A 22607-nucleotide genomic window follows, 5' to 3' on the forward strand; every position below is an offset into this window, starting at 1 on the left:
AATTAAGTAAATGAAGATTCTAGTAACAGGGACTACAGGATATATAGGGAAACGACTTATACCATTTTTGTTGGAGTTACATTATGAACTCGTTTGCTGTGTACGCGATCTTAACCGAATTCCTGATGAGTTTAAAGACCATCCTGATATCAGTTTTATAGAAATCGACTTTTTGACTTGTGACGATGCCATAAAAATCCCGAAAGATATAGATGTTGCTTATTATCTTATGCACTCTATGTCAGCTTCTGACGATTTTGAAGACTTAGAACTTACTTGTGCTGCTAATTTTAAAAAACACATTGCATCTACCCATGTTAAACAAGTTATTTATTTGAGCGGTATTGTAAATGAAGATTTACTCTCCAAACACCTACAATCTAGAAAACAAGTAGAAGAAACTCTTGAAGCGGGGCAATATGCACTTACTACATTGCGTGCAGGTATTATAGTAGGTAGTGGTAGTGCTTCTTTTGAGATAATCCGCGATTTAATAGAGAAGTTACCTGTAATGATAACACCAAGATGGCTCAATACGAAGTCGCAACCCATAGCCATACGCGATGTGCTGGCATACCTTTCTAAGGCAGCAGGTAGGGAAGAGCTGTACAATAAAAACTATGATATATACGGTCCTGATATATTGACCTATAAAGAAATGTTACTCATTTTTGCTAATGTTCGCGGACTAAAGCGTTATATATGTACATTACCTATTATGACGCCTCGCTTATCGTCCTATTGGTTATATTTTGTAACCTCTACATCCTATAAACTAGCTGTATCGCTTGTAGATAGTATGAAGATAGAAATTGTAGGTAGACCTAATAACCTACCTGAACTTTTAGGGGTGCGGCCCATAACCTATCGTAAAGCGGTAGAAAAAGCTTTTACCAAGATAGAAGACGATACTATTACATCGAGCTGGAAAGATGCCATGGTAAGTAGTCACTTTAAAGGTAAGTTGTCTAACTATGTAAGCATACCTAAATATGGCTGTCTAAAAGATGTAAAACAACGTAGTATTACTAATGAAGAAGAAGTACTTAACCGTATTTGGGCATTGGGAGGTAATACAGGTTGGTATTACGGTAATTTTTTATGGCAAGTAAGAGGCTTTGTTGATAAGATATTTGGTGGTACAGGCATCCGTAGGGGGCGTACGCACGCTTCTAAAATACAGGCAGGTGATGCCCTCGATTTTTGGAGGGTGCTCTTTGCAGATCGTGAAGAAAAGCGATTATTACTATATGCTGAGATGAAGTTGCCAGGAGAAGCATGGCTAGAGTTTAAAATAGATAATGGTATACTGCACCAGCGTGCTGTATTTCGTCCCAAGGGGCTTTGGGGTAGGCTCTATTGGTACTCGGTACTGCCATTTCACTACTTTATTTTTAACGGACTGATTGATAATCTGGCAGGTAACCATAAGAGTGCATGAGGTTAAATTAAACGCCCTGTTTCCGCTAAACTGTGTATCTTTGCTAACCTTTATTAGAAAAAATACCGAAAGTCTTGATTTCTAAAAACACCATAGATACTGTATTTGAAACCGCCCGTGTAGAGGAGGTTATCGGCGATTTTGTACAACTCAAAAGAGCAGGTAGTAATCTCAAGGGGTTAAGCCCGTTTAGTAACGAGAAGTCACCATCGTTTATGGTATCGCCTGTAAAACAGATATGGAAAGATTTTAGCTCGGGCAAAGGAGGTAATTCGGTAGCTTTTTTAATGGAGCACGAACACTTTTCATACCCCGAAGCTATCCGCTATCTTGCTAATAAATACAATATTGAAATAGAGGAGACTGAGCAAACAGATCAAGATAAAGAACAGGCTAATGAAAAAGAAAGTATGTACTTGGTCTCTGAATTTGCTCAAAAGTATTTTCATACTACCATGCTTACTACCGATGTAGGGCAGGCAATAGGATATTCTTATTTTAAAGAACGTGGCTTTACAGGTGATACTATTAAAAAATTCGGACTTGGGTATTCTCCCGAGATATGGGATGCTTTCACTAAAGAGGCGTTAGGTAAAGGCTACAAAGAAGAATTTTTAGATAAAACAGGACTTACTATTATTAAAGAAGACGGCAGGCATATCGACCGTTTTAGAGGTCGGGTAATGTTCCCTATTCAGAGTATGTCTGGTCGTGTCCTTGGCTTTGGTGGTCGTATTTTGGGTAACGATAAAAAGGCAGCCAAGTACTTAAACTCGCCCGAGAGTGACATTTACCACAAGAGTAAAGTGCTATATGGTATATACTACGCCAAACAAGCTATTGCCAAACAAGACAATTGTTACTTAGTAGAAGGGTATACCGATGTAATACAGATGCATCAGGCAGGTGTCGAAAACGTTGTGTCATCATCAGGAACGGCATTAACACCCGACCAAATTCGATTAATAAACAGGCTTACTAAAAATATAACCGTTCTTTTTGATGGGGACGCTGCGGGACTGCGCGCTTCTATTAGGGGTATCGACTTGATACTCGAAGAAGGTATGAATGTAAAAGTCTGTACTTTTCCTGAAGGTGAAGATCCTGATAGTTTTGCGAAGAAAAGTACGCATGATGAGTTAGTTGAATATCTTGATACTAACGCTAAAGATTTTATACAGTTTAAAGCGTCTTTATTAGTAGATGAAGCTAAAAATGATCCTGTAAAAAAAGCAGGGCTTATTCGCGATATGGTTACCAGTATTGCTAAAATACCCGATAGGATACAGCGCGAAGTTTATATACAGGAGTGCGCCCGTATTATGGATATATCTGAACAGGTGTTAGCGAGCACATTGGCACAGCTGTTACAAAAGGATATTGCGGATACAGGAAAAAAACAGAAAGAACAGCAAAAGGCACAAGCCATGCAGCCTGTTAATGAAGGCACTCAGCAACCACGCCAAACTATAAACATTCAAGATGCGCTAGAACGCAAAATTATAGAGATATTATTGCTATATGGTAGTACAGAGCAGGATTTTGAAGATGTTTATATAAAGTATGATGAGTTTGGTAAAGAGTATGAAGAAACAGAGCGTAAAACCGTTAAGGTGTATGAGCGTATTTACCTGAACCTGCAAGAAGATGAAATAGAGTTTACCAATCCTGTTTTTAAAGATTTATATAAAGCAATTGTAGATCATTACTTGACACACCAAGAGCTAAGTGTAGATACTTTTTTGAATACACTACCATCAGAATTACAATTTGTAGCAACAGATGTTTATATGCAAGATGAAAAGTATTACCTGCACGAGTGGGAAGAGAAGAAACAGATACCTGTAAAAGAAAAATCGATGGCGGTCGCTACTTATACTACCGAGCATATTATAGACTTACGTTGGCTATTGTTAGGTAAACTAATACAGGATCTAAAACTACAAGTAAGTCCCGAAGCCGATAATATGGAGATATTAATGAATGTAAAAGATTATAATATGCTTATAAACTATTTATCTAGAAAGATAAGCAGGATAAGAAGTTCTTTTTATTAGTATAAATTAAAGTAGTAGTTTTCTATATGCCGTAATTTTCAGGTTAAACTATCTCTAGTGTTTTTGCTTTATTTACCAAGTCTACAAGATTGGTTACGTGTAGTTTAGTTAATAATCGTAGCTTGTAAGTACTTATTGTTTTCTCGTTAAGGTCGAGTAGTTTGGCAATTTCTTTATTTTTCTTTCCTTCACTTAAATAACGCAATACTTCAATTTCGCGTGACGAAAGTTTACGGTACAATCGTTCTGATTTTTTACCTTTACTAAGTAGTTCAAGGTTTTTCTTCACAGTATCACTATATACTATTTCGCCCTCTACTGCTTTACGAATAGCATTTTCAAGCACTTCCATTTTAGCACTTTTATGCACATAACCAGATATACCTGCTTTTAATGCATTGGGCGCATAAATTTGCTCTGAAAGATTGGTAAACAGAATGATTTTTGTGTCAGGGAATTTTTCAACAATCAATTTTAAATCACTAATGCTAGTAAGTCCTTCTAGTTCCAAATCTATAATAGCCGTATCAATTGTTTTTTTAGATAATATATCAAGCAGATTATCCAGATTGTTTACTACACCAACAAAACTGAATTCTGAATTTTCTTTAAAATAGGATTTCATCCCATGATGTACAACAGGGTGGTTATCTGCTAGGCAAAGTTTAATCATAGCTTACAATCTTTTAGTTAAAAACTTGATAGTAAAGTTAGTAATTAAAATTGTATTAAATCTTAAAGTATTGTGAATGAAAGAATTTTATTTCAAATTTTCTGGAATTTCACAAACAGGTATAGGTCTCATTTTGTGTTGGTTAATAGTGTTAAGTCTTATGTAAATGTTAAAGACTTCCTTTTTTCTACCAGTAAAGCTATCTGCTTGGGCTCCTTTTTCTACTTCTAGCATTGCCCATTCTAGCTCTTCATAGCTTGCTCCTAGTTGGTCTTCATCAGTACGATCATCCCCAAATAACCCATCTGTAGGCTTTGCTTCGATAATGTTTTGAGGTACTCCTATATTTTTCGCCAATGCTCTAACTTCACTTTTCATTAGGTCGGCAATTGGGCTTATGTCTACACCACCATCGCCATATTTAGTATAAAAACCAACTCCAAAATCTTCAACCTTATTGCCTGTTCCTGCTACTAAGGCATTATTTATTCCTGCAAAGTAGTATAGCGTTGTCATTCTTAATCGCGCACGAGTATTGGCGAGTGTAAGGTTATTAAGGTGTTCATTTTCCGATTCCGGTACTTGTTTGCGAAATGTTTCAAAAACAGGGGTTAGGTCAGTTTCTATTTCCGATACGTTGCTATAGTTAGCCTTAAGCTGTGCTATATGTTCTTTGGCGCGTTGCACGTGGCTGTGTGCCTGATGGATGGGCATTTCTAAGCAAAGTGTAGGTAACCCCGTTTGAGCGCAAAGAGTAGAGGTAAGTGCAGAATCGATACCGCCAGATATGCCCACAACAAAACCTTTTACTTTTGCGTTAGTTGCATAGTCGCGTAACCAGTTTACTATATAATTGTTTATTGCTTCAGCTTTAAATCCGTTATCGGTATGCATATTAAGTATATGTTTATAAATTAGGAGATGTATATTTGCACGATTAATGTGATAAAATTACAAAAATTAAAGAGAGTCAATCCTAATAAGATTACAAAATAATAGTATAAAGATGAAGAAATTTGTGTTGATAGTTGCCGCTTTGGTAATTGCAGTTTCATGCAAAGAAGAAGATAAAAAGGAAAGTGAAATAGCAGCAATACCTATTGAGAAAGTTACCATAGACCGTTTTGAAAAAAAGTTTTTTGGGGGTACACCAGATGATCTTCCGCAATTGAAGAGCGAATACCCATATTTCTTTCCTGAAGGTAATGAAGATGCGGTGTGGTTAGAGATGATGCGCGATACTTTTCAGTTGGAGTTATATAATGAAGTACAGCGAAAATTCCCCACTGTAAATGGGCTTGAAAAAGATTTTGAAGAATTATTTAAACACATAAAATACTATTACCCCAATTTTGAAAGTCCTAAAGTGATAACGCTTGTTTCTGATGACTTACAAACAAAAGCAATATACGCTCAAGGGTTTGTGCTTATACCTTTAAGTCTTTACCTAGGCGCTGATAATAGTTTATATGATTATGAAGAGTTACCGCGCTATAAAGTTCTACAATTTACTCCTTCGCAAATATTGCCCGATGTAGCAACATCATTTGTTTCAGGTAAAATAGCTCCGCCACGCGATAGAACTTTACTAGCACTAATGGTATATTATGGTAAAGAGCTATATATGCAAGATTTGTTACTGCCAGGTATTACCGATGCCGATAAAATAGGCTATACACCCGAGCACTTACAATGGGCACAAGAGAACGAATCGGAAATGTGGCGTTATTTTGTCGATAAAAATTTACTTTATGATACCGATTCTAAATTAGCTCCTAGGTTTATTAACCCTGCACCTTTTTCTAAATTCTACTTAGAACTTGATAATGAGTCGCCTGGAAGATTGGGGCGTTGGTTGGGTTGGCAAATAGTGCGTGCCTATGCAGAAAATAATAAAAATGTAACTTTGCAGGAGCTTTTGGCGATGGATGCCAAAACCATTTTTGAAAATTCTAAATACAAACCCAAGAAATAATGCCAGATACTAAGAAACTTAAATCGGAAATAAAATTTGATATAACACTCGACGAAAACAGAGTGCCCGAAAAACTACATTGGACAGCTCGTGACGGCGGCGTAGAAAACGAAGAATCGAAAGCAATAATGCTATCAGTATGGGATAATAAGGCGAAAGAGAGTATGCGTATTGATCTTTGGACTAAGGATATGCCTGTGGATGAAATGAAAATATTTTTCCACCAAACATTGGTTTCTATGTCCGATACTTTTGAGCGTGCTACAGGTGATAAAAAAATGACCGCCACTATGAAAGATTTTTGCGATTACTTTGCCGAGAAACTCGAACTGAAAAAGGAGTAAAAATAAGTAAACAAAAAAGCGGCAACTGCCGCTTTTTTGTTTAAAAGAACTGTTTTATAATGAATAGTATATTACGTAATTACAAAAGTGAGGATATATCTCATATTGTAAATCTGTTTAGAGATACAGTACATACCATAAATGCTAAAGATTATACTAAGGCACAGCTTAACGCATGGGCTCCTGAGTGTATTGATGCTGAACGATGGGGTGTAAAACTATCGCAACATTATACGCTGGTGGCAGAATGTGATGGTGTTATTTGTGGTTTTGGCGATATGGATAATACAGGGTATTTCGACCACTTGTTTGTGCATAAAGACTATCAAGGGCAGGGAGTAGCTACAAAAATTGCTACTGCTATAGAAGAATATGCTCAGGAAAAAGGTTTTACTATAATAACTGTGGCAGCATCTATTACGGCACAACCTTTTTTCTTAAAACGTGGTTATACTGTAGTGAGAGAACAACAGGTAGAACATAACGGGCAAACGTTTACGAACTTTTTTATGGAAAAACGTTTTTAAACAAAGTCCTGATTGCTGAATATACCCTGATTTACATCATCAATATATTGCAATAATTCGTCGCGCCCTGTACCTTCAGTAGATGATGTTACAAAATGCTGTGGCATTTCTTCCCAATTGTTAGCAAGTAATGCTTTTCGGTAAGCAGCTACATTTTGAGCTATTTTATGACGACTTATTTTGTCTGCTTTGGTAAATATAATGCAAAAAGGAACTTGTGTTTCACCAAGGTAGGTAATAAACTCAAGGTCTATTTTTTGTGCTTCTAGCCTAATATCTATTAATACAAAAGCACATACTAACTGTTCTCGTTTTTCGAAATAATCAGTAATAAACCCCTGAAATACCTCTTTTGTTTTTTTAGATACTCTTGCATAGCCATAGCCAGGCAAATCGACTAAAAACCAATTTTCGTTTATTTTAAAATGATTTATTAGTTGGGTTTTTCCTGGTTTACCAGATGTTTTAGCAAGACTATTTCGCCCTGTAAGCATATTGATAAGAGAGGATTTACCAACGTTAGACCGACCAATAAAAGCATATTCTGGCAAAGGCTCTTTTGGGCATTTACTAACATCAGAATTGCTTATTATAAATTCGGAAGTATTAATTTTCATTATAAAATTTTATAGTTAATAAGACGTGTAAATAAATTATACGTCTGTATCTTCTTGTGTGGGTAGTTTTTTTGTAAAGTTGGTTTTCTTTAACCATTCATGCATTAAGGTGTTAAACTCGTCAGGGTGCTCCATCATTGCTGCGTGCCCACATTTATCTATCCAGTAGAGGCTAGAGTTAGGTAATAATTCATGAAATTCTGTCGCAACTTCTGGTGGAGTAACATTATCGTTTTTACCCCATATTATACAGGTAGGAACGTGCATTTTTGGTAAATCCTTAGCCATATTATGGCGTATAGCACTTTTGGCAATAGTAAGGGTTTTAACTAGTTTTAGCCTGTCGTTTGCCATAGCATATACTTCGTCCACAATTTCTTTAGTGGCTACAGCAGGGTCATAAAATACAGCTTCTGCTTTTTTCTGTATGTAATCATAATCACCTCTTCTTGGGTAGCTATCTCCCATAGCACTTTCATATAGTCCTGAGCTTCCGGTTATAATAAGTCCCAGCATTTTTTCAGGATACATTTTAGTGTGGTATAGCGCAATATGCCCACCTAGCGAATTTCCTAGTAATATAACTCTATCATACCCTTTATAGGTAATAAAATCTTTAACCCATTTAGCAAACGCTTTTACGTTTGTTTTTAATAGGCTTTGAGTATATATAGGTAATTCGGGTATAACTACTTTGTAGCCATGTTTAGGGAAATATTCAGCAACACCGTCAAAGTTGCTTAGTCCTCCCATTAGGCCGTGTAAAATTATTATGGGTGTACCTTCTCCTACTTCATAGTAGCTGTACTTACCCTCTTTATTTGTGCTTTGCATCTTGGTTTATAAACTATATCAGGTAGCACAAATATATGATTTTAATGTTTAACATACAGTCTTTTGTATGCTTGCATTCTTTTTTTGTCGATAACCTTGTGTAATAATCTTGTTTTTAGGTTGTTATGTGTTTTTGTTGAGCAGCGTCAAAGAGTGTTGTTTTTGGCTTATGTGGCATTTAAATAGTGAGTGTTTTACTAGGTGTATTATTGATGAATAATAAAGGCTTTTTTGCCCTTTTTATCGTGCTCTTAATTTTTTTTAATGCCTGCCTGTTAGCTATATAGCTTTGTTTTTAGAGGTGGTGGGAGGTGTGTGGTAAAACTTATTAACAAAGTGGGGTAAAGTGGAGAAAAGTGGTAAATAATGTATATATTTGCTTTATAATCAAGATAAATCTAACTGCTTGAATACCATTGTAGGAACATACGAATGTAAGGTAGATGCGAAGGGAAGGCTGATGATGCCTGCTCCTTTGCGCAAGCAATTAGCTGTGGGTATTGATGATGGTTTTGTTTTAAAGCGTTCGGTTTTTCAGTCTTGTTTAGAGTTGTATCCGATGGCGGAGTGGGAGAAAATGATGCAAAAAATCAACAAACTTAATCGTTTTGTTAAAAAGAACAATGATTTTATAAGGCGATTTACTGCGGGTGTAAAAATCATAGAAGTTGATGCTGCTGGTAGATTACTGATACCGAAAGACCTTGTGGTTTTTGCGGGTATTGATAAAGAAATTGTGTTGTCTTCTGCGGTGAATATCGTGGAGATTTGGGATAAAGAAAAATACGAACAGTCTATTGATGATTCAGTGGTTGATTTTGCAGATCTGGCTGAAGAAGTGATGGGGAATATAAATGATGATGAAAATGGAATATCATAATCCTGTTTTATTAAAAGAAACTGTAGGTGGGCTTGCAATAAAGCCTGATGGTGTGTATGTAGATGTGACCTTTGGGGGTGGTGGGCATTCGCGAGAAATAATGAAACATTTGGGGACGAAAGGAAAGCTATTTGCCTTTGACCAAGATGAGGATGCTCAGGCTAACGTGATAGATGATGAGCGATTTGTATTAATACCTGAGAATTTTAGATTTTTAAAAAGGTATTTACGATTTCATGGTGTAAAAGCAGTTGATGGTATACTGGGAGACCTTGGTGTTTCGTCGCATCAATTTGATGTTGCAGAGCGTGGTTTCTCTACTCGATTTGAGGCGGAGTTAGATATGCGTATGAGTAAGAAAAATGATGTGAGCGCCTATAGTGTGATTAATGAATATGAAGAAGCGCAGTTGAAAAAAATGTTTTTTGATTACGGAGAGCTTAAAAATGCAGGTGCAATAGCAAATACTATTGTTACCGCAAGAGCGGAGAAAGAAATTAGAAATTCTGAAGAGTTAAAATCAGTATTGAGTCGTTTTCTTCCAGCGCATAGGAGTAACAAGATATTAGCACAAATGTATCAGGCTATTCGTATAGAGGTGAACCAAGAAATAGATGCGCTGAAAGAATTTTTGTTACAGTCGTTAGATGTGCTAAAGCCTGGAGGTAGGCTTAGTGTTATATCATACCACTCTTTAGAGGATAGGTTGGTAAAACGCTATATGCGTAACGGTATGTTTGAAGGAGAGCCCGAACGTGATTTGTATGGCAACTTTGAGGTACCGTTTAAAAGTATAGAGAAACTTATTATGCCTACAGATGAGGAAATAGCGATAAATAACAGAGCGAGAAGCGCAAGACTAAGAGTGGCAGAAAAAAAATAGTTATGAAGGGTGGAGTTTACGGTTTATTAAAAGCAAAATATCTAGTAGATGAAGGCTCAATGAAAAACTGGGGCTTCATTGTGTTTTTGGTTCTTATAGCCATGCTTATGATAGCTAATGCTCATAATTATGAGCAGAAAATACACCGTATTGAAGCATTAAAAAACGAGGTAAAAGTACTTCGTTCAGAATTTGTAGACAGACGTTCTGAATTAATGGAACTTAAAATGGAATCGACTGTGGCGCGAAAGATGGAGCAAAGAGAAATATACCCATCATCGGTACCGCCCAAAAAAATAAAAGTAGTAAAAGAGGAACAGAAAAGTACACTTAGTAAGTTATGGGAGTAGATGATAAAAAAATATCATACAGGATATACTTGGTAGCCTTCGCAATTTTTGTGATGGCTATACTTGTTGCTGTAAAACTCACCAACATACAATGGGTAGAGGGCGATTACTATCGTCAGCTTGCTCGTGAGCGTACTGTGCGCAACTTTACTATACCTGCTAATAGAGGTAATGTGTATTCGGCAGATGGTAGTTTGCTTGCTACTTCTATTCCTAATTACACTATTCGTTTTGATGCGCTTGCACCAAAGAAAGAAAATTTTGAAGAGTACCTTCCTGCTCTTACCGATTCACTTTCGGTAATGTTGGGTAAGCCTTCATTATACTATTATAATAGATTAACTAAAGCACGTAATACTAAAAATAGATACCTGCTTATTACAAAAGGATTAAGCTATACTGAGTATATACGTATTAAAAGTTTTCCGCTGTTTGAGTTAGGTGCTTATAAAGGCGGAATAATTACAGAACAAAAAACAATAAGAGAGCACCCAATAGGTAAAATTGCCGAGCGTACCATAGGGTATGAGAGGTTAAGCTATTCGGGAGAAAACCTAGAGGTAGGTATAGAGGGAGCTTTTGCACAGTATCTTAATGGTACAAATGGCAAGCGCATGATGCAAAAAATATCTAAAAACCAATGGAAGCCTATAAGTGATGATAACGAAATAGAACCTGTAGATGGTTGTGATATAATATCTACTATAGATGTGTATATACAAGATATTGCACATCACGCCTTATTGAAGCAGTTAGAGTATTATGAAGCCGATCATGGTTGTGTAGTGGTTATGGAAACCAAAACAGGGTATGTAAAAGCGATATCTAATCTTGGTCGTGCTAAAGATAGTTCGTATTACGAAACGGTAAACTATGCAGTAGGTGAGTCGCAAGAGCCAGGTTCAACATTTAAACTTGCAGGGCTTATTGCTTTATTAGAAGATAAAAAAGTTGATACCAGCGAGGTGTATGATACACATGATGGAGAGGTACTATATTTTAATCGTAAGATACGAGATTCTAAAAGAGGTGGTTATGGTAAAATATCTTTAGCACGTGGTTTCGAGGTGTCGTCTAATACGGTATTAGTACAGGCAGTTTATGATAGTTATAAAGATAATCCAAAAGAGTTTTTAAGTCATATTAGCAATTTTGGTTTAGATAAACCTTTAGGGGTTTCTATAATAGGAGAGGGTAAACCGTATATACCAAACCCTGATGATAAAAGATGGTCAAAGCTTTCCTTACCATGGATGGGCTTTGGTTACGGAGTTTCGATGACGCCATTACAAACATTAGCATTTTATAATGCTGTAGCAAATGATGGTGAGTTAGTGCGCCCCCTATTTGTAAAGGACATTAAAGAGTGGAATAAAACCATAAAGCACTTTGATAAAGAGGTAATAAACCCAAAAATATGCTCGCAGGAAACAATAGATAAAGTAAAAGATGTGCTGGCAAACGTGGTAAAACGCGGAACAGGTGCAAAATTATATTCGCCTAACTTTTCAATGGCAGGTAAAACGGGTACAGCACAGGTTAATTATGGTAGAGGTAAAGGCGATAATATGTATTATTCATCATCATTTGTAGGTTATTTTCCTGCCGATGAACCTCGGTATTCTTGTATAGTAGTTATACATAAGCCTAGTATTAGAAAAGGATATTATGGTGCCGATGTATCGGGACCTGTATTTAAAAGAATAGCCCAAAAGATATTTACAGATGTGCCGTCTACCAACCAGATAAAAAAGCTAGACAAAGAAATAGAAGCACAAGAGCAATTATATGCTTCTTATTACGAAAAGGCTCAAAACACAGAAGACGTTATGCCTAACCTTGCAGGGATGAGTGGTATGGATGCCGTTGCCTTATTAGGTAATATGGGAGTTAATGTGCAAGTAACAGGTATGGGTAAGGTAAAAAAACAATCTGTAAGGTCAGGAGAGCCACTTAGAAAAGGTCAAACTATAGTGCTGAATTTATTATGATGGTATTAAAAGACATATTATATAAAACTGCTATCGAAGCCGTAAAAGGCACTACCGATGTAATGGTTAATGCCATAACTTTTGATTCTAGAACGGTATCATTTGGAGATGCTTTCGTGGCTATAGTAGGGACACAGTCTAACGGGCATGATTATATAGAAAAAGCAATAAGCCTAGGTGCTGTTGCCATCGTGTGCGAAACATTACCTGAAAACGAAGTTGAAGGGGTTACGTATGTAAGAGTTAAGAACTCAAAAGAAGCATTAGCATTTATGGCTTCTAACTATTATGATACGCCATCTAAAAACTTAAAGCTAGTAGGGGTAACGGGAACTAATGGTAAAACTACCATAGCTTCGTTACTATATCAGTTATTTAAAAATGCAGGCTATAAAACAGGTTTATTATCTACTGTTAAAATAATGGTGGGTGATACTGAATATAAAGCCACACACACCACCCCCGATTCGCTTACTATAAACAAGTATTTGAAAGAAATGACAGATGTGGGTGTAGAGTACTGTTTTATGGAAGTGAGTTCGCACGGCATACATCAAAGCAGGACAGCAGGGTTGCACTTTGTGGGCGGAATATTTACAAATCTTTCGCACGATCATTTAGACTATCATAACAGTTTTGCAGAGTATAGAGATGTAAAGAAGCGATTTTTTGATGAGTTACCTACTACTGCTTTTGCATTGATTAATGGTGATGACAAGAACGGTATGGTGATGTTGCAAAACACAAAAGCAAAAAAGTTAACCTATGCATTAAAAACCTATGCCGATTATAAGGCTCAGATATTAGAAAACCAACTATCAGGGTTGTTGTTAAAAATAAACGAGCAGGAAGTGTGGGTAAAGCTTATAGGTACATTTAATGCCTATAACCTGTTAGCAATATATGGTGCTGCGGTAAACTTAGGCTTAGAAAGTCAAGAAGTATTACGGTTAATGAGTGAGCTAGAAAGTGTTTCAGGACGTTTTCAATTTATTGTTTCAGAAAACAAAGTAACAGCCATAGTCGATTATGCTCACACACCCGATGCGTTAGAAAATGTATTAAAAACTATAGATGCTATACGTACTAGAAATGAACAACTTATTACGGTAGTAGGTTGCGGGGGTAATAGAGATACAACCAAACGCCCTATTATGGCGCATGTAGCATCGTCTATGAGTGATAAGGTGATTTTTACATCAGACAATCCTAGAAATGAAGTGCCTGAGACGATTATAGAAGATATGGAAAAAGGGGTAGAACCTCAAAATTATAAAAAAACAATAGCAGTTGTAGATAGGAAACAAGCTATAAAAACAGCCTGTCAACTGGCAAGCCCTAATGATATTATACTCATTGCAGGTAAAGGGCATGAAACCTATCAAGAGATTAAAGGTATCCGCAATCATTTTGATGATATGGAAACTGTAACAGAGCTATTAGCACAACTAAACAAATAAGCGTATGCTATACTATTTATTTGAATACTTAGACAAACAATTAGATATTCCAGGGGCGGGTGTTTTTCAATACATTACGTTTCGTTCGGGTATGGCGGTTATACTATCGTTGCTAATTTCTACTGTTTTTGGTAAAAAAATAATCAACTTTTTACGCAGACAACAAATAGGTGAAACTGTAAGAGATTTGGGTCTTGACGGGCAAACACAAAAAGCAGGTACACCCACTATGGGAGGGCTTATTATTATAGTAGCTACGCTTATACCAGTACTATTGCTCGCTAAGCTAGATAATATATATGTAATGCTACTTATTGTTACCACACTATGGATGGGAACAATAGGTTTTATAGACGATTATATAAAAATATTTAAAAAAGATAAAGAAGGGCTTAAAGGGAAGTTTAAGGTTATTGGTCAAGTAGGTCTAGGGCTTATAGTAGGCTATGTGCTTTATTTTCACCCAGGTGTTACAGTGCGTACAGATACCTCTAAAGTAGATATTTATGCTGCAACAGAACAAACTACTTTTTCGTCAATGCCAACAGAAGAAAAATCTACCGCCACAACTATTCCGTTCTTTAAAGATAATGAGTTTGATTATGCCGAGCTGCTTTCATGGGCGGGCGATAATTATAAAGATTTTGCATGGCTAATATTCATACCTGTTGTAATATTCATTATAACAGCAGTATCTAACGGTGCTAACCTTACAGATGGTATAGATGGGCTCGCAGCAGGAACATCTGCAATAGCAGTACTCACGCTGGGTATATTCGCCTTTGTCTCGGGTAATATTATATTCTCTAATTATTTGAATATAATGTATATACCTAACTCGGGAGAAATGACGGTCTATATATCGGCTTTTGTAGGGGCACTAGTAGGGTTTCTTTGGTATAACACCTATCCCGCATCGGTTTTTATGGGCGATACAGGTAGTCTTACCATAGGTGGTATAATAGCAGTACTGGCAATAGCAGTACGAAAAGAATTGCTTATTCCAATATTATGTGGAGTATTCCTAGCAGAGAATTTATCGGTAGTACTACAGGTAAGTTATTTTAAATATACAAGGAAAAAATTTGGTGAAGGGCGACGGATTTTCTTGATGGCGCCTTTGCATCACCATTACCAAAAGAAGGGGTATCACGAAAGCAAAATTGTTACCCGTTTTTGGATTATAGCCATAATGCTAGCCATATTTTCGCTAGTGTCATTAAAACTAAGATAGTATGGCAAAACGACTGGTAGTACTAGGAGGCGGAGAAAGCGGTGTGGGTACTGCGATACTCGGTAAGAAAAAAGGATATGAAGTTTTTGTATCTGATTTTGGAAAGATAAAAGAAAGTTATAAAGAAGTTCTTGCACTTAATAAACTAGACTGGGAAGAAGGAAAGCATACCGAGGCACTGATATTAAATGCTAATGTAGTGATGAAAAGCCCAGGCATACCAGATAAGTCACCTATAGTAAAGTTGTTAGAAGAGAAGGGTGTACCTGTAATTTCTGAAATAGAATTTGCAGCTCAATTTACAACAGCAACAACTATAGGTATTACAGGTAGTAACGGTAAAACGACGACCACCATGTTAACGTACCATGTGCTAAAACAAGCTGGGTTAAACGTAGGACTAGCAGGTAATATAGGTAAGAGTTTTGCTTGGCAAGTTGCCGATGATAAGCATGATGCTTATGTGTTAGAGTTGAGCAGTTTTCAATTAGATGGTATTGTCAATTATAAGCCACATATAGCGGTAATAACAAATATAAGTCCTGATCATCTTGACCGATATGAATATAATTATGAATTGTATATCGCGGCAAAATTCAGGATAACAAAGAACCAGACAGAAGATGATTATTTGATATATGATGCCGATGATGAAGCAATAACAAAGTGGTTAAAACAAAATACAGTTAAAGCAAAAAAAATACCCTTTTCGCTTTCGGGCAACAATAAAGAAGGGGTATATATAGAACAGAATACAATTTTAAGCAATATAAACGAGGAGGAATTTAAGATGCCAATAAACGAATTATCATTAGAAGGAAATCATAACGTAAAGAATGCTATGGCAACATCTGCAATTGCAAAACTTATGCGTGTCAGGAAACAAACCATAAGGGAAAGTCTTTCTGATTTTCAGGGTGTAGAGCACCGTTTAGAAAAAGTGCTTAAAATACAAAATGTACAATACATAAATGATAGTAAAGCAACAAATACAAATGCTACGTTTTTTGCGCTAGACAGTATGACAACTCCTACTGTATGGATTGTAGGTGGTGTAGATAAAGGTAACGACTATGACGAATTAATGCAGTTGGTTAATGAAAAGGTAAAAGCAATAATATGCCTTGGGGTAGATAACCAAAAAATAATTAATGCATTTGGCAATGTGGTAGATGTAATGGTAGAAACTACAAGTATGAGCGAGGCAGTGAAAATTGCTCAAAAGATTGCCGAAAAAGGCGATACAGTATTGTTATCGCCAGCATGTGCAAGTTTTGACTTGTTTGAAAATTATGAAGATAGAGGCAGACAGTTTAAAGCTGCTGTACAAAACTTATAAGTACCGTCATTGCGAGTAGGTACGACGAAGCAATCGGTAAAGATAGCTTTACTATACAATAAGCGATAAGCTAAAGTTAAAATGAAAGAATTAATCAATAACTTAAAGGGAGATAAAGGGATCTGGTCGTTTGTAATGCTACTAGCTCTTATATCGTTCATGCCTGTTTTTAGCGCAAGTACTAATCTTGTGTACGTAATAGGCAAGGGCTCTACCATTGGTTATTTGGTTAAACACCTTGTTCATATATTTATTGGTTTTGCATTAATATATTTTGTGCACAAAGTACCCTATCATTACTACAGGGCGTTGTCTAAAATAGCAATGCCTATAGTCGCTTTGTTACTGCTATTTACCTTCATGCAAGGTACAGTTATAGGCGGGGCAAATGCCAGCCGTTGGATAAAAGTTCCGTTTATAGGGGTAACCTTCCAAACATCGGCATTAGCTATGATAGTGCTCATGGTATATGTAGCGCGTTACCTAGCTAAGATTGAAGATAAACCATTTACCTTCAAATCATCATTTTTTGAGCTATGGATTCCAGTATTTATAATACTAGCATTAATATTACCAGCTAACTTTTCTACGGCAGCACTTATGTTTGCTATGGTATGTATGTTGGTTTTTGTTGGTAAATATCCTATGCGTTATTTGGCAATGATAATAGGTATAGGGGTAACAGGGCTTACATTATTTGTACTGTTTGCTATAGCTTTTCCAAAAGCAATGCCTAATAGGGTAGATACTTGGATGAGCCGTATAGAACGCTTTACTACCGATGTGCCCAATGAAGATGACTATCAAATAGAAAAAGCAAAAATAGCCATTGCTACAGGTCAAGTATATGGCTTAGGGCCCGGTAAAAGTGTACAGAAGAACTTTCTGCCACAGTCATCATCCGATTTTATATTTGCCATAATTGTAGAAGAATATGGTTTAGTAGGAGGTCTTGCGGTGTTACTATTATACTTAATGCTCTTCTTTAGATTTTTAGTATCTGCACACAAAACAAATAGTCTGTTTGGTAAACTGCTCATAGTAGGACTTGGTTTCCCAATAATATTTCAGGCACTTATTAACATGGGTGTAGCCGTAGAGTTGTTGCCTGTAACAGGACAAACGCTGCCATTGATAAGTAGTGGAGGTAGCTCTATCTGGATGACTTGTATCGCTATAGGAATCATTATAAGTGTAACGAAGAAAGAAGAAGAGGTTGCTCAAGAATTAGCCGAGAAAGAAGAGCGTGATGCAGCCTTGAAACAAATAATAGATGAACATATACTGAGAGAAAAACAAGAAGAGGAAGCGCAAGCAACGGATGTTGAAGAACCATCTTACAGTATAAAAGATAAAGGTAAAAACCCTATGAGTGCCGTAATGGGTAAGTAGGTTTTGGTAAATATATAATAGAAGAAGAATAGAAAATGAGCAATAAAAAATTCATATTAAGTGGTGGTGGTACAGGAGGACATATCTATCCTGCTATAGCTATTGCAAATGAATTGAAGCGTCGTTTTCCTGACTGCGAGATACTTTTTGTAGGTGCGAAAGATAAAATGGAGATGCAAAAAGTACCACAGGCAGGCTATGAAATTAAAGGACTTTGGATAGCGGGTATTCAGCGAAAGCTGACGCTAGATAATGCTATGTTTCCTTTCAAGTTAATAAGTAGTTTGTTTAAATCGCGTAAAATAGTAAGAGGATTTAAACCCGATGTGGTTATAGGTACAGGTGGTTTTGCAAGTGGTCCTTTATTAAGGGCAGCCGAATCGCTTAATGTGCCAACGGTAGTGCAAGAGCAAAATTCCTATCCAGGTATTACTAATAAATGGTTGGCTAAAAAGGCTCAAAAAATATGTGTAGCTTATGAAGGTCTCGAACGATTTTTTCCCAAAGAGAAGATTGTTGTAACAGGTAACCCTGTACGCGAAGACCTTATATCGATAGATGAAAAACGAAAAGAAGCTATAGCGTTTTATGGACTTGACCCTGAAAAGAAAACCTTATTAGTATTGGGGGGTAGTCTTGGCTCAAGGCGTATAAACCAACTTATCGCCAAAGAGCTAACATGGCTAGAGGCGCAAAATGTACAGGTACTATGGCAGTGTGGTAAATTCTATTTTGAAGAGTACCGCCATTATGGAGAAAGAGAGAGCGTGCAAGTGCTTTCATTTATTGATAGAATGGATTTGGTGTATGCAGCTGCCGATATGGTTATATCGCGTTCAGGAGCATCGTCGGTTTCAGAGCTATGCATAGTAGGCAAACCAGTAGTGTTTATACCCTCGCCAAATGTAGCTGAAGATCATCAAACGAAAAATGCCGAAGCAATAGTTAACAAAGACGGAGCATTGTTGCTGAAAGAAAGCCAGTTAGATACACAGTTTCAACCTGTGTTTGAAGATTTGTTAAAGAATGAAGAGAAAAGGCAAAAGCTCAGCGAGAGTATAAAGGAACTCGCCAAGCCTAATGCCACTAACGATATAGTAGAAGAGATAATAAAGTTGCTTGAAAAGTAAACAGTTTAGCAACGAAGAAGTTAAAAATGAATATGCAATTAGATAACATACATAATGTCTATTTTATAGGAATTGGCGGTATTGGCATGAGTGCCATAGCGCGCTATTTTAAGCACATAGGCAAAAATGTAGCAGGTTATGACCGTACCCCAACGCAGTTGACGAATGCATTAGAGGCAGAGGGTATTGCAATTCATTTTGATGATAAAATAGAGCATATTGATAAAGCTTTTCTTGATACAGCGACTACGCTGGTAGTAGTTACTCCTGCCGTGCCTAAAAACCATATACAATGGAATTATTTTGTTGCTAATAGCTTCAATATAAAAAAGCGTGCAGAAGTATTGGGTGTTATAACTAAGGGGACTTATTGTTTTGCAGTAGCAGGTACACATGGAAAGACTACAACATCCAGTATATTAGGTCACGTGTTGTATAAAAGCGGAGTAGATGTTACCGCATTTTTAGGCGGTGTGGTAGAAGGATATAATACTAATCTTATTGGTAGCGGTAAAACGGTTACGGTAGTAGAAGCAGATGAATTTGATCGTTCTTTTTTATACCTACACCCAAATATTGCATGTGTAACCAGTATGGATGCAGACCATTTAGATATATATGGTGATACAGCAGCAATAGAAGATTCTTTCAGAGAATTTGCTGCTAAAGTTGAAAATAAGAAACACCTTTTTGTGCCTACGGGTCTTCCGTTAGAGGCAGTACAAGTAGGCATAGAAGATGATGCACAGTTTGTTGCTAACAACATTAGCATACAAAACGGTTGGTATGTATTTGATATAGTAACCCCAACCGAGACGGTTAAAGAAGTGAAATTTGCCTTACCAGGTAGGCACAATCTTAGTAATGCTTTGTTGGCATTTGCTATGGCAGCTACCTATGGGGTAGAAACAAGTGCAATTGTGGCTGCATTAGCATCATTTAAAGGAGTAAAACGCAGATTTTCATATCAGATAAAAGAAAAAGGGTTGGTGTATATAGACGATTATGCACACCACCCTACAGAGATAGATGCGGTACACCAGGCAGTAACAGAATTATACCCAGAAGAGAAAATATTAGCAATATTTCAACCGCACCTTTTTAGCCGCACAAGAGATTTTGCAGAAGGGTTTGCCAAGAGTCTTTCTGCTTTCGAGAATGTAGTGCTGTTGGATATCTATCCAGCACGCGAACTGCCTATTGAGGGAGTGACTTCGCAATGGCTGTTAGATATGATGGAGAACCCTAACAAAAAGTTAGTGAGTAAGGCAGATTTACTGCTTTTATTGAAAAAAAACGATGCCTCGGTAATTGTTACCATAGGCGCGGGGGATATTGGGGAATTAGTACCTGAAATTAAAAAAGTTTTGAATGAAAAAAATTAATTGGAATAACGTAAGGCTTGTAGTTATGCTACTTGTGGTAGTTTTCCTTTACTCTTTTTCGGGAAAACGAAACGAGACAAGATGGCTAAAAGAAGCGGGAATAACATTTGAAGAAACGGAGTATTTTATAACCCGTGATAAAGTTAATAAGTTGTTGATACAAAATTATGTCAACGTTACGGATGTAAGGAAAGATAAATTAGATTTGAATAAGCTGGAAAAGTCTCTTGACGATAATCCAATGATTGAGAAAGCAGAGGTTTACGCTACAATAGACGGGAAATTGAAGGCGGTGATAAGGCAAAAAACGCCGATTGCGAGAGTGTATGAAAATTCAAATTCATATTATATTGATCGTAATGGCGATAAAATGCCACTTTCTGAAAGCTATACAGCACGTGTTCCGTTAGTAACGGGTGCGGTAGATAAAATAGAAAGTAAAAAGCTACGGGAGCTTTTGTTGTATTTGTTCAACAACGATTTCTTAAAGAAAAACATTATTGGTATACAAGTGAACCCTAATGGTAGCCTGAAGATGATGAGCAGGGGGTATAACTATGATATAATGTTTGGGCGACCACTTAATATTGAAAGAAAGTTTAAGAATTATATGGCATTTGTACAAGATGCTACAAAGGATAGTATGATAGGGCAGTACAAAACAATAAATCTGAAATTTACACAACAGGTTGTGTGCACCAAAAAATAGGATATGGAAAAAGACAGCATTGCAGTAGGCTTAGATATTGGAACAACAAAAATTGTTGCAATGATAGGCAAGGAAAATGAATATGGAAAGTTGGAAATTTTGGGCGTTGGCAAATCTAAAAGCCTTGGTGTGGCTAGAGGTGTTGTTAATAATATTACCCAAACCATACAGTCGATACAAGAGGCGGTACAAGAAGCTGAGGCAGACTCAGGTTATAAAATAAACGATGTAGTAGTGGGTATCGCGGGACAGCATATCCGTAGTATTCAGCATAGCGACTACATTAGTAGGAATAACCCAGAAGAAGTTATAGGTGAAGAAGATATCGATTTGCTTATCAATCAGGTACACAAATTGGCAATGTTGCCAGGAGAAGAAATTATACATGTATTGCCACAAGAGTTTAAAATAGATGGGCAAACCGAAATAAAAGAGCCTATAGGTATGTATGGCGGTAGGCTAGAGGCTAGCTTTCATGTAGTAGTAGGGCAAGCATCGTCTATACGTAATGTCGGCAGATGTATTAAAAGTGCAGGTTTAGACCTTTCGGGACTTACACTTGAGCCACTTGCTTCGGCAGATGCAGTTTTGAGTCAAGAAGAGAAAGAAGCTGGTGTAGCACTTATCGATATAGGTGGTGGTACTACTGATTTGGCAATTTTTAAAGATGGTATCATCCGTCATACGGCAGTGATACCTTTTGGAGGTAATGTAATAACCGAAGACATTAAAGAAGGCTGTTCTATTATAGAAAAACAAGCAGAATTGCTAAAAGTGAAATTCGGTTCAGCATGGCCAGGAGAAAATAAGGATAATGAAATTGTTTCTATTCCTGGGTTAAGAGGGCGTGAGCCAAAAGAAATATCACTTAAAAACCTTTCTAAAATAATTCATGCCCGTGTGGTAGAGATTGTAGAGCAGGTTTTTGCTGAGATAAAAGCTTATGGACATGAAGACCCTCGCAAAAAACTGATAGCGGGTATAGTGCTTACTGGTGGCGGTTCGCAGTTAAAGCACATTAAGCAACTCGTAGAGTACATTACAGGTATGGATACCCGTATAGGTTATCCTAATGAGCATTTGGCAGGTGACTCTGACGAGGAGATATCAAGCCCACTTTATGCTACAGCAGTAGGTTTAGTAATGAATAGTATTCATAACAATACAAGGAGTGCAACACCTCTTGTAGAGTTACAAAAACCTGCTTCACAGCAGCCTGTGGCTACTACTATAGAAGAGCCTGTATTTGAAGAAAAGGAGCTTGAAAAGGCAATAGCACAGGAACGTGAAGAAGAAGTAGAGTCGACAGAAAAGCGCGTAAAGCGTTCGTTTTTCGATAAGTATATAGATAAGATTAAAGATTTTTTAGATAACGCAGAATAAAAA

Annotated in this window: 21 protein-coding genes; 17 read left to right on the forward strand and 4 right to left on the reverse strand. The window is 36.9% G+C overall.

Features of this window, described 5'->3' with window-relative positions; translation table 11 throughout:
* Nucleotides 1-10 precede the first annotated feature (10 nt).
* Entirely contained in the window at nt 11-1441 is a 1431-nt protein-coding gene (locus DVK85_RS08315) for an SDR family oxidoreductase (protein WP_114677999.1), read from the forward strand.
* Between the two features lie 74 nt (nt 1442-1515).
* The gene (dnaG, locus tag DVK85_RS08320; protein ID WP_114678000.1) at nt 1516-3498 is read left to right on the forward strand and encodes a DNA primase; all 1983 of its coding nucleotides are present in this window, start codon (nt 1516-1518) and stop codon (nt 3496-3498) included.
* 43 nt (nt 3499-3541) lie between these two features.
* Here dnaG and DVK85_RS08325 read toward each other — a convergent pair whose 3' ends face one another.
* Both DVK85_RS08325 and nadE read right to left on the reverse strand, forming a co-directional pair.
* A complete protein-coding gene (locus tag DVK85_RS08325; RefSeq protein ID WP_114678001.1) occupies nt 3542-4171 on the reverse strand; it encodes a response regulator transcription factor in 630 nt (209 codons plus the stop codon).
* Nucleotides 4172-4258: 87 nt separating this feature from the next.
* Nucleotides 4259-5065 (reverse strand): NAD(+) synthase, encoded by an 807-nt coding sequence (nadE, locus tag DVK85_RS08330; protein WP_114678002.1) that lies wholly within the window; start codon nt 5063-5065, stop codon nt 4259-4261.
* A 112-nt stretch (nt 5066-5177) separates the two neighbouring features.
* On the opposite strand from nadE, the gene gldB reads away from it, so the two are divergent.
* The 3 genes from gldB to DVK85_RS08345 are packed head-to-tail and all read left to right on the forward strand — an operon-like array spanning nt 5178 to nt 7017.
* Entirely contained in the window at nt 5178-6146 is a 969-nt protein-coding gene (gldB, locus tag DVK85_RS08335) for a gliding motility lipoprotein GldB (RefSeq protein ID WP_162845337.1), read from the forward strand.
* Nucleotides 6146-6490: a gliding motility protein GldC gene (gene gldC, locus DVK85_RS08340; RefSeq protein ID WP_114678004.1), complete on the forward strand. Its 345-nt coding sequence runs from the start codon at nt 6146-6148 to the stop codon at nt 6488-6490. The genes gldB and gldC overlap by 1 nt, the downstream gene beginning before the upstream one ends.
* Before the next feature lie 59 nt (nt 6491-6549).
* Nucleotides 6550-7017, forward strand: a complete 468-nt coding sequence (locus DVK85_RS08345; protein WP_114678005.1) for a GNAT family N-acetyltransferase — start codon at nt 6550-6552, stop codon at nt 7015-7017.
* Here DVK85_RS08345 and yihA read toward each other — a convergent pair.
* Both yihA and DVK85_RS08355 read right to left on the reverse strand, forming a co-directional pair.
* Nucleotides 7014-7634, reverse strand: coding sequence for a ribosome biogenesis GTP-binding protein YihA/YsxC (yihA, locus tag DVK85_RS08350; RefSeq protein WP_114678006.1), 621 nt, complete (start codon nt 7632-7634; stop codon nt 7014-7016). The two genes, DVK85_RS08345 and yihA, sit on opposite strands and share 4 nt — an antisense overlap.
* A 36-nt stretch (nt 7635-7670) precedes the next feature.
* A complete protein-coding gene (locus tag DVK85_RS08355) occupies nt 7671-8468 on the reverse strand; it encodes an alpha/beta fold hydrolase (protein WP_114678007.1) in 798 nt (265 codons plus the stop codon).
* Nucleotides 8469-8874: 406 nt separating this feature from the next.
* On the opposite strand from DVK85_RS08355, the gene mraZ reads away from it, so the two are divergent.
* The 12 genes from mraZ (at nt 8875) to ftsA (ending at nt 22604) form a co-directional block, all read left to right on the forward strand.
* Nucleotides 8875-9348 carry a division/cell wall cluster transcriptional repressor MraZ gene (mraZ, locus tag DVK85_RS08360; protein WP_114678008.1) on the forward strand — a complete coding sequence of 158 codons (474 nt, stop codon included), beginning with the start codon at nt 8875-8877 and terminating at the stop codon, nt 9346-9348.
* Nucleotides 9323-10231, forward strand: coding sequence for a 16S rRNA (cytosine(1402)-N(4))-methyltransferase RsmH (gene rsmH, locus DVK85_RS08365; protein WP_205431369.1), 909 nt, complete (start codon nt 9323-9325; stop codon nt 10229-10231). Before mraZ ends, rsmH begins: the two co-directional genes overlap by 26 nt.
* Before the next feature lie 2 nt (nt 10232-10233).
* Nucleotides 10234-10581 carry an FtsL-like putative cell division protein gene (locus DVK85_RS08370; protein ID WP_114678009.1) on the forward strand — a complete coding sequence of 116 codons (348 nt, stop codon included), beginning with the start codon at nt 10234-10236 and terminating at the stop codon, nt 10579-10581.
* Nucleotides 10572-12572 carry a penicillin-binding protein gene (locus tag DVK85_RS08375; protein WP_114678010.1) on the forward strand — a complete coding sequence of 667 codons (2001 nt, stop codon included), beginning with the start codon at nt 10572-10574 and terminating at the stop codon, nt 12570-12572. The genes DVK85_RS08370 and DVK85_RS08375 overlap by 10 nt, the downstream gene beginning before the upstream one ends.
* Nucleotides 12569-14032, forward strand: coding sequence for a UDP-N-acetylmuramoyl-L-alanyl-D-glutamate--2,6-diaminopimelate ligase (locus tag DVK85_RS08380; RefSeq protein ID WP_162845336.1), 1464 nt, complete (start codon nt 12569-12571; stop codon nt 14030-14032). The genes DVK85_RS08375 and DVK85_RS08380 overlap by 4 nt, the downstream gene beginning before the upstream one ends.
* Before the next feature lie 4 nt (nt 14033-14036).
* Entirely contained in the window at nt 14037-15266 is a 1230-nt protein-coding gene (mraY, locus tag DVK85_RS08385; RefSeq protein ID WP_114678011.1) for a phospho-N-acetylmuramoyl-pentapeptide-transferase, read from the forward strand.
* Between the two features lies 1 nt (nt 15267).
* Entirely contained in the window at nt 15268-16605 is a 1338-nt protein-coding gene (gene murD / locus DVK85_RS08390) for a UDP-N-acetylmuramoyl-L-alanine--D-glutamate ligase (RefSeq protein WP_114678012.1), read from the forward strand.
* Nucleotides 16606-16686: 81 nt separating this feature from the next.
* On the forward strand, nt 16687-17997 hold the full coding sequence (locus tag DVK85_RS08395) for an FtsW/RodA/SpoVE family cell cycle protein (RefSeq protein WP_114678013.1): 1311 nt from the start codon (nt 16687-16689) through the stop codon (nt 17995-17997).
* A 35-nt stretch (nt 17998-18032) separates the two neighbouring features.
* Nucleotides 18033-19127, forward strand: coding sequence for an undecaprenyldiphospho-muramoylpentapeptide beta-N-acetylglucosaminyltransferase (gene murG / locus DVK85_RS08400; protein ID WP_114678014.1), 1095 nt, complete (start codon nt 18033-18035; stop codon nt 19125-19127).
* 32 nt (nt 19128-19159) lie between these two features.
* On the forward strand, nt 19160-20512 hold the full coding sequence (gene murC, locus DVK85_RS08405) for a UDP-N-acetylmuramate--L-alanine ligase (protein ID WP_114679019.1): 1353 nt from the start codon (nt 19160-19162) through the stop codon (nt 20510-20512).
* Nucleotides 20499-21221, forward strand: coding sequence for a cell division protein FtsQ/DivIB (locus DVK85_RS08410; protein ID WP_114678015.1), 723 nt, complete (start codon nt 20499-20501; stop codon nt 21219-21221). Before murC ends, DVK85_RS08410 begins: the two co-directional genes overlap by 14 nt.
* 3 nt (nt 21222-21224) lie before the next feature.
* Complete coding sequence (gene ftsA, locus DVK85_RS08415; protein ID WP_114678016.1) at nt 21225-22604, forward strand: cell division protein FtsA; 1380 nt, start codon at nt 21225-21227, stop codon at nt 22602-22604.
* The last annotated feature ends 3 nt before the right edge of the window (nt 22605-22607 follow it).

The organism is Flavobacterium arcticum (genome assembly GCF_003344925.1).
GTDB lineage: Bacteria > Bacteroidota > Bacteroidia > Flavobacteriales > Flavobacteriaceae > Flavobacterium > Flavobacterium arcticum.

What these genes read in the sequence shown, in the direction of transcription:
- DVK85_RS08315 (WP_114677999.1), top strand. Translation starts at nt 11, where the DNA reads ATGAAGATTCTAGTAACAGGGACTACAGGATATATAGGGAAACGACTT.
- DVK85_RS08325 (WP_114678001.1), bottom strand. Translation starts at nt 4,171, where the DNA reads ATGATTAAACTTTGCCTAGCAGATAACCACCCTGTTGTACATCATGGG.
- nadE (WP_114678002.1), bottom strand. Translation starts at nt 5,065, where the DNA reads ATGCATACCGATAACGGATTTAAAGCTGAAGCAATAAACAATTATATA.
- gldB (WP_162845337.1), top strand. Translation starts at nt 5,178, where the DNA reads ATGAAGAAATTTGTGTTGATAGTTGCCGCTTTGGTAATTGCAGTTTCA.
- gldC (WP_114678004.1), top strand. Translation starts at nt 6,146, where the DNA reads ATGCCAGATACTAAGAAACTTAAATCGGAAATAAAATTTGATATAACA.
- DVK85_RS08345 (WP_114678005.1), top strand. Translation starts at nt 6,550, where the DNA reads ATGAATAGTATATTACGTAATTACAAAAGTGAGGATATATCTCATATT.
- yihA (WP_114678006.1), bottom strand. Translation starts at nt 7,634, where the DNA reads ATGAAAATTAATACTTCCGAATTTATAATAAGCAATTCTGATGTTAGT.
- DVK85_RS08355 (WP_114678007.1), bottom strand. Translation starts at nt 8,468, where the DNA reads ATGCAAAGCACAAATAAAGAGGGTAAGTACAGCTACTATGAAGTAGGA.
- rsmH (WP_205431369.1), top strand. Translation starts at nt 9,323, where the DNA reads ATGATGATGAAAATGGAATATCATAATCCTGTTTTATTAAAAGAAACT.
- DVK85_RS08370 (WP_114678009.1), top strand. Translation starts at nt 10,234, where the DNA reads ATGAAGGGTGGAGTTTACGGTTTATTAAAAGCAAAATATCTAGTAGAT.
- DVK85_RS08375 (WP_114678010.1), top strand. Translation starts at nt 10,572, where the DNA reads ATGGGAGTAGATGATAAAAAAATATCATACAGGATATACTTGGTAGCC.
- DVK85_RS08380 (WP_162845336.1), top strand. Translation starts at nt 12,569, where the DNA reads ATGATGGTATTAAAAGACATATTATATAAAACTGCTATCGAAGCCGTA.
- mraY (WP_114678011.1), top strand. Translation starts at nt 14,037, where the DNA reads ATGCTATACTATTTATTTGAATACTTAGACAAACAATTAGATATTCCA.
- murD (WP_114678012.1), top strand. Translation starts at nt 15,268, where the DNA reads ATGGCAAAACGACTGGTAGTACTAGGAGGCGGAGAAAGCGGTGTGGGT.
- DVK85_RS08395 (WP_114678013.1), top strand. Translation starts at nt 16,687, where the DNA reads ATGAAAGAATTAATCAATAACTTAAAGGGAGATAAAGGGATCTGGTCG.
- murG (WP_114678014.1), top strand. Translation starts at nt 18,033, where the DNA reads ATGAGCAATAAAAAATTCATATTAAGTGGTGGTGGTACAGGAGGACAT.
- murC (WP_114679019.1), top strand. Translation starts at nt 19,160, where the DNA reads ATGCAATTAGATAACATACATAATGTCTATTTTATAGGAATTGGCGGT.
- DVK85_RS08410 (WP_114678015.1), top strand. Translation starts at nt 20,499, where the DNA reads ATGAAAAAAATTAATTGGAATAACGTAAGGCTTGTAGTTATGCTACTT.
- ftsA (WP_114678016.1), top strand. Translation starts at nt 21,225, where the DNA reads ATGGAAAAAGACAGCATTGCAGTAGGCTTAGATATTGGAACAACAAAA.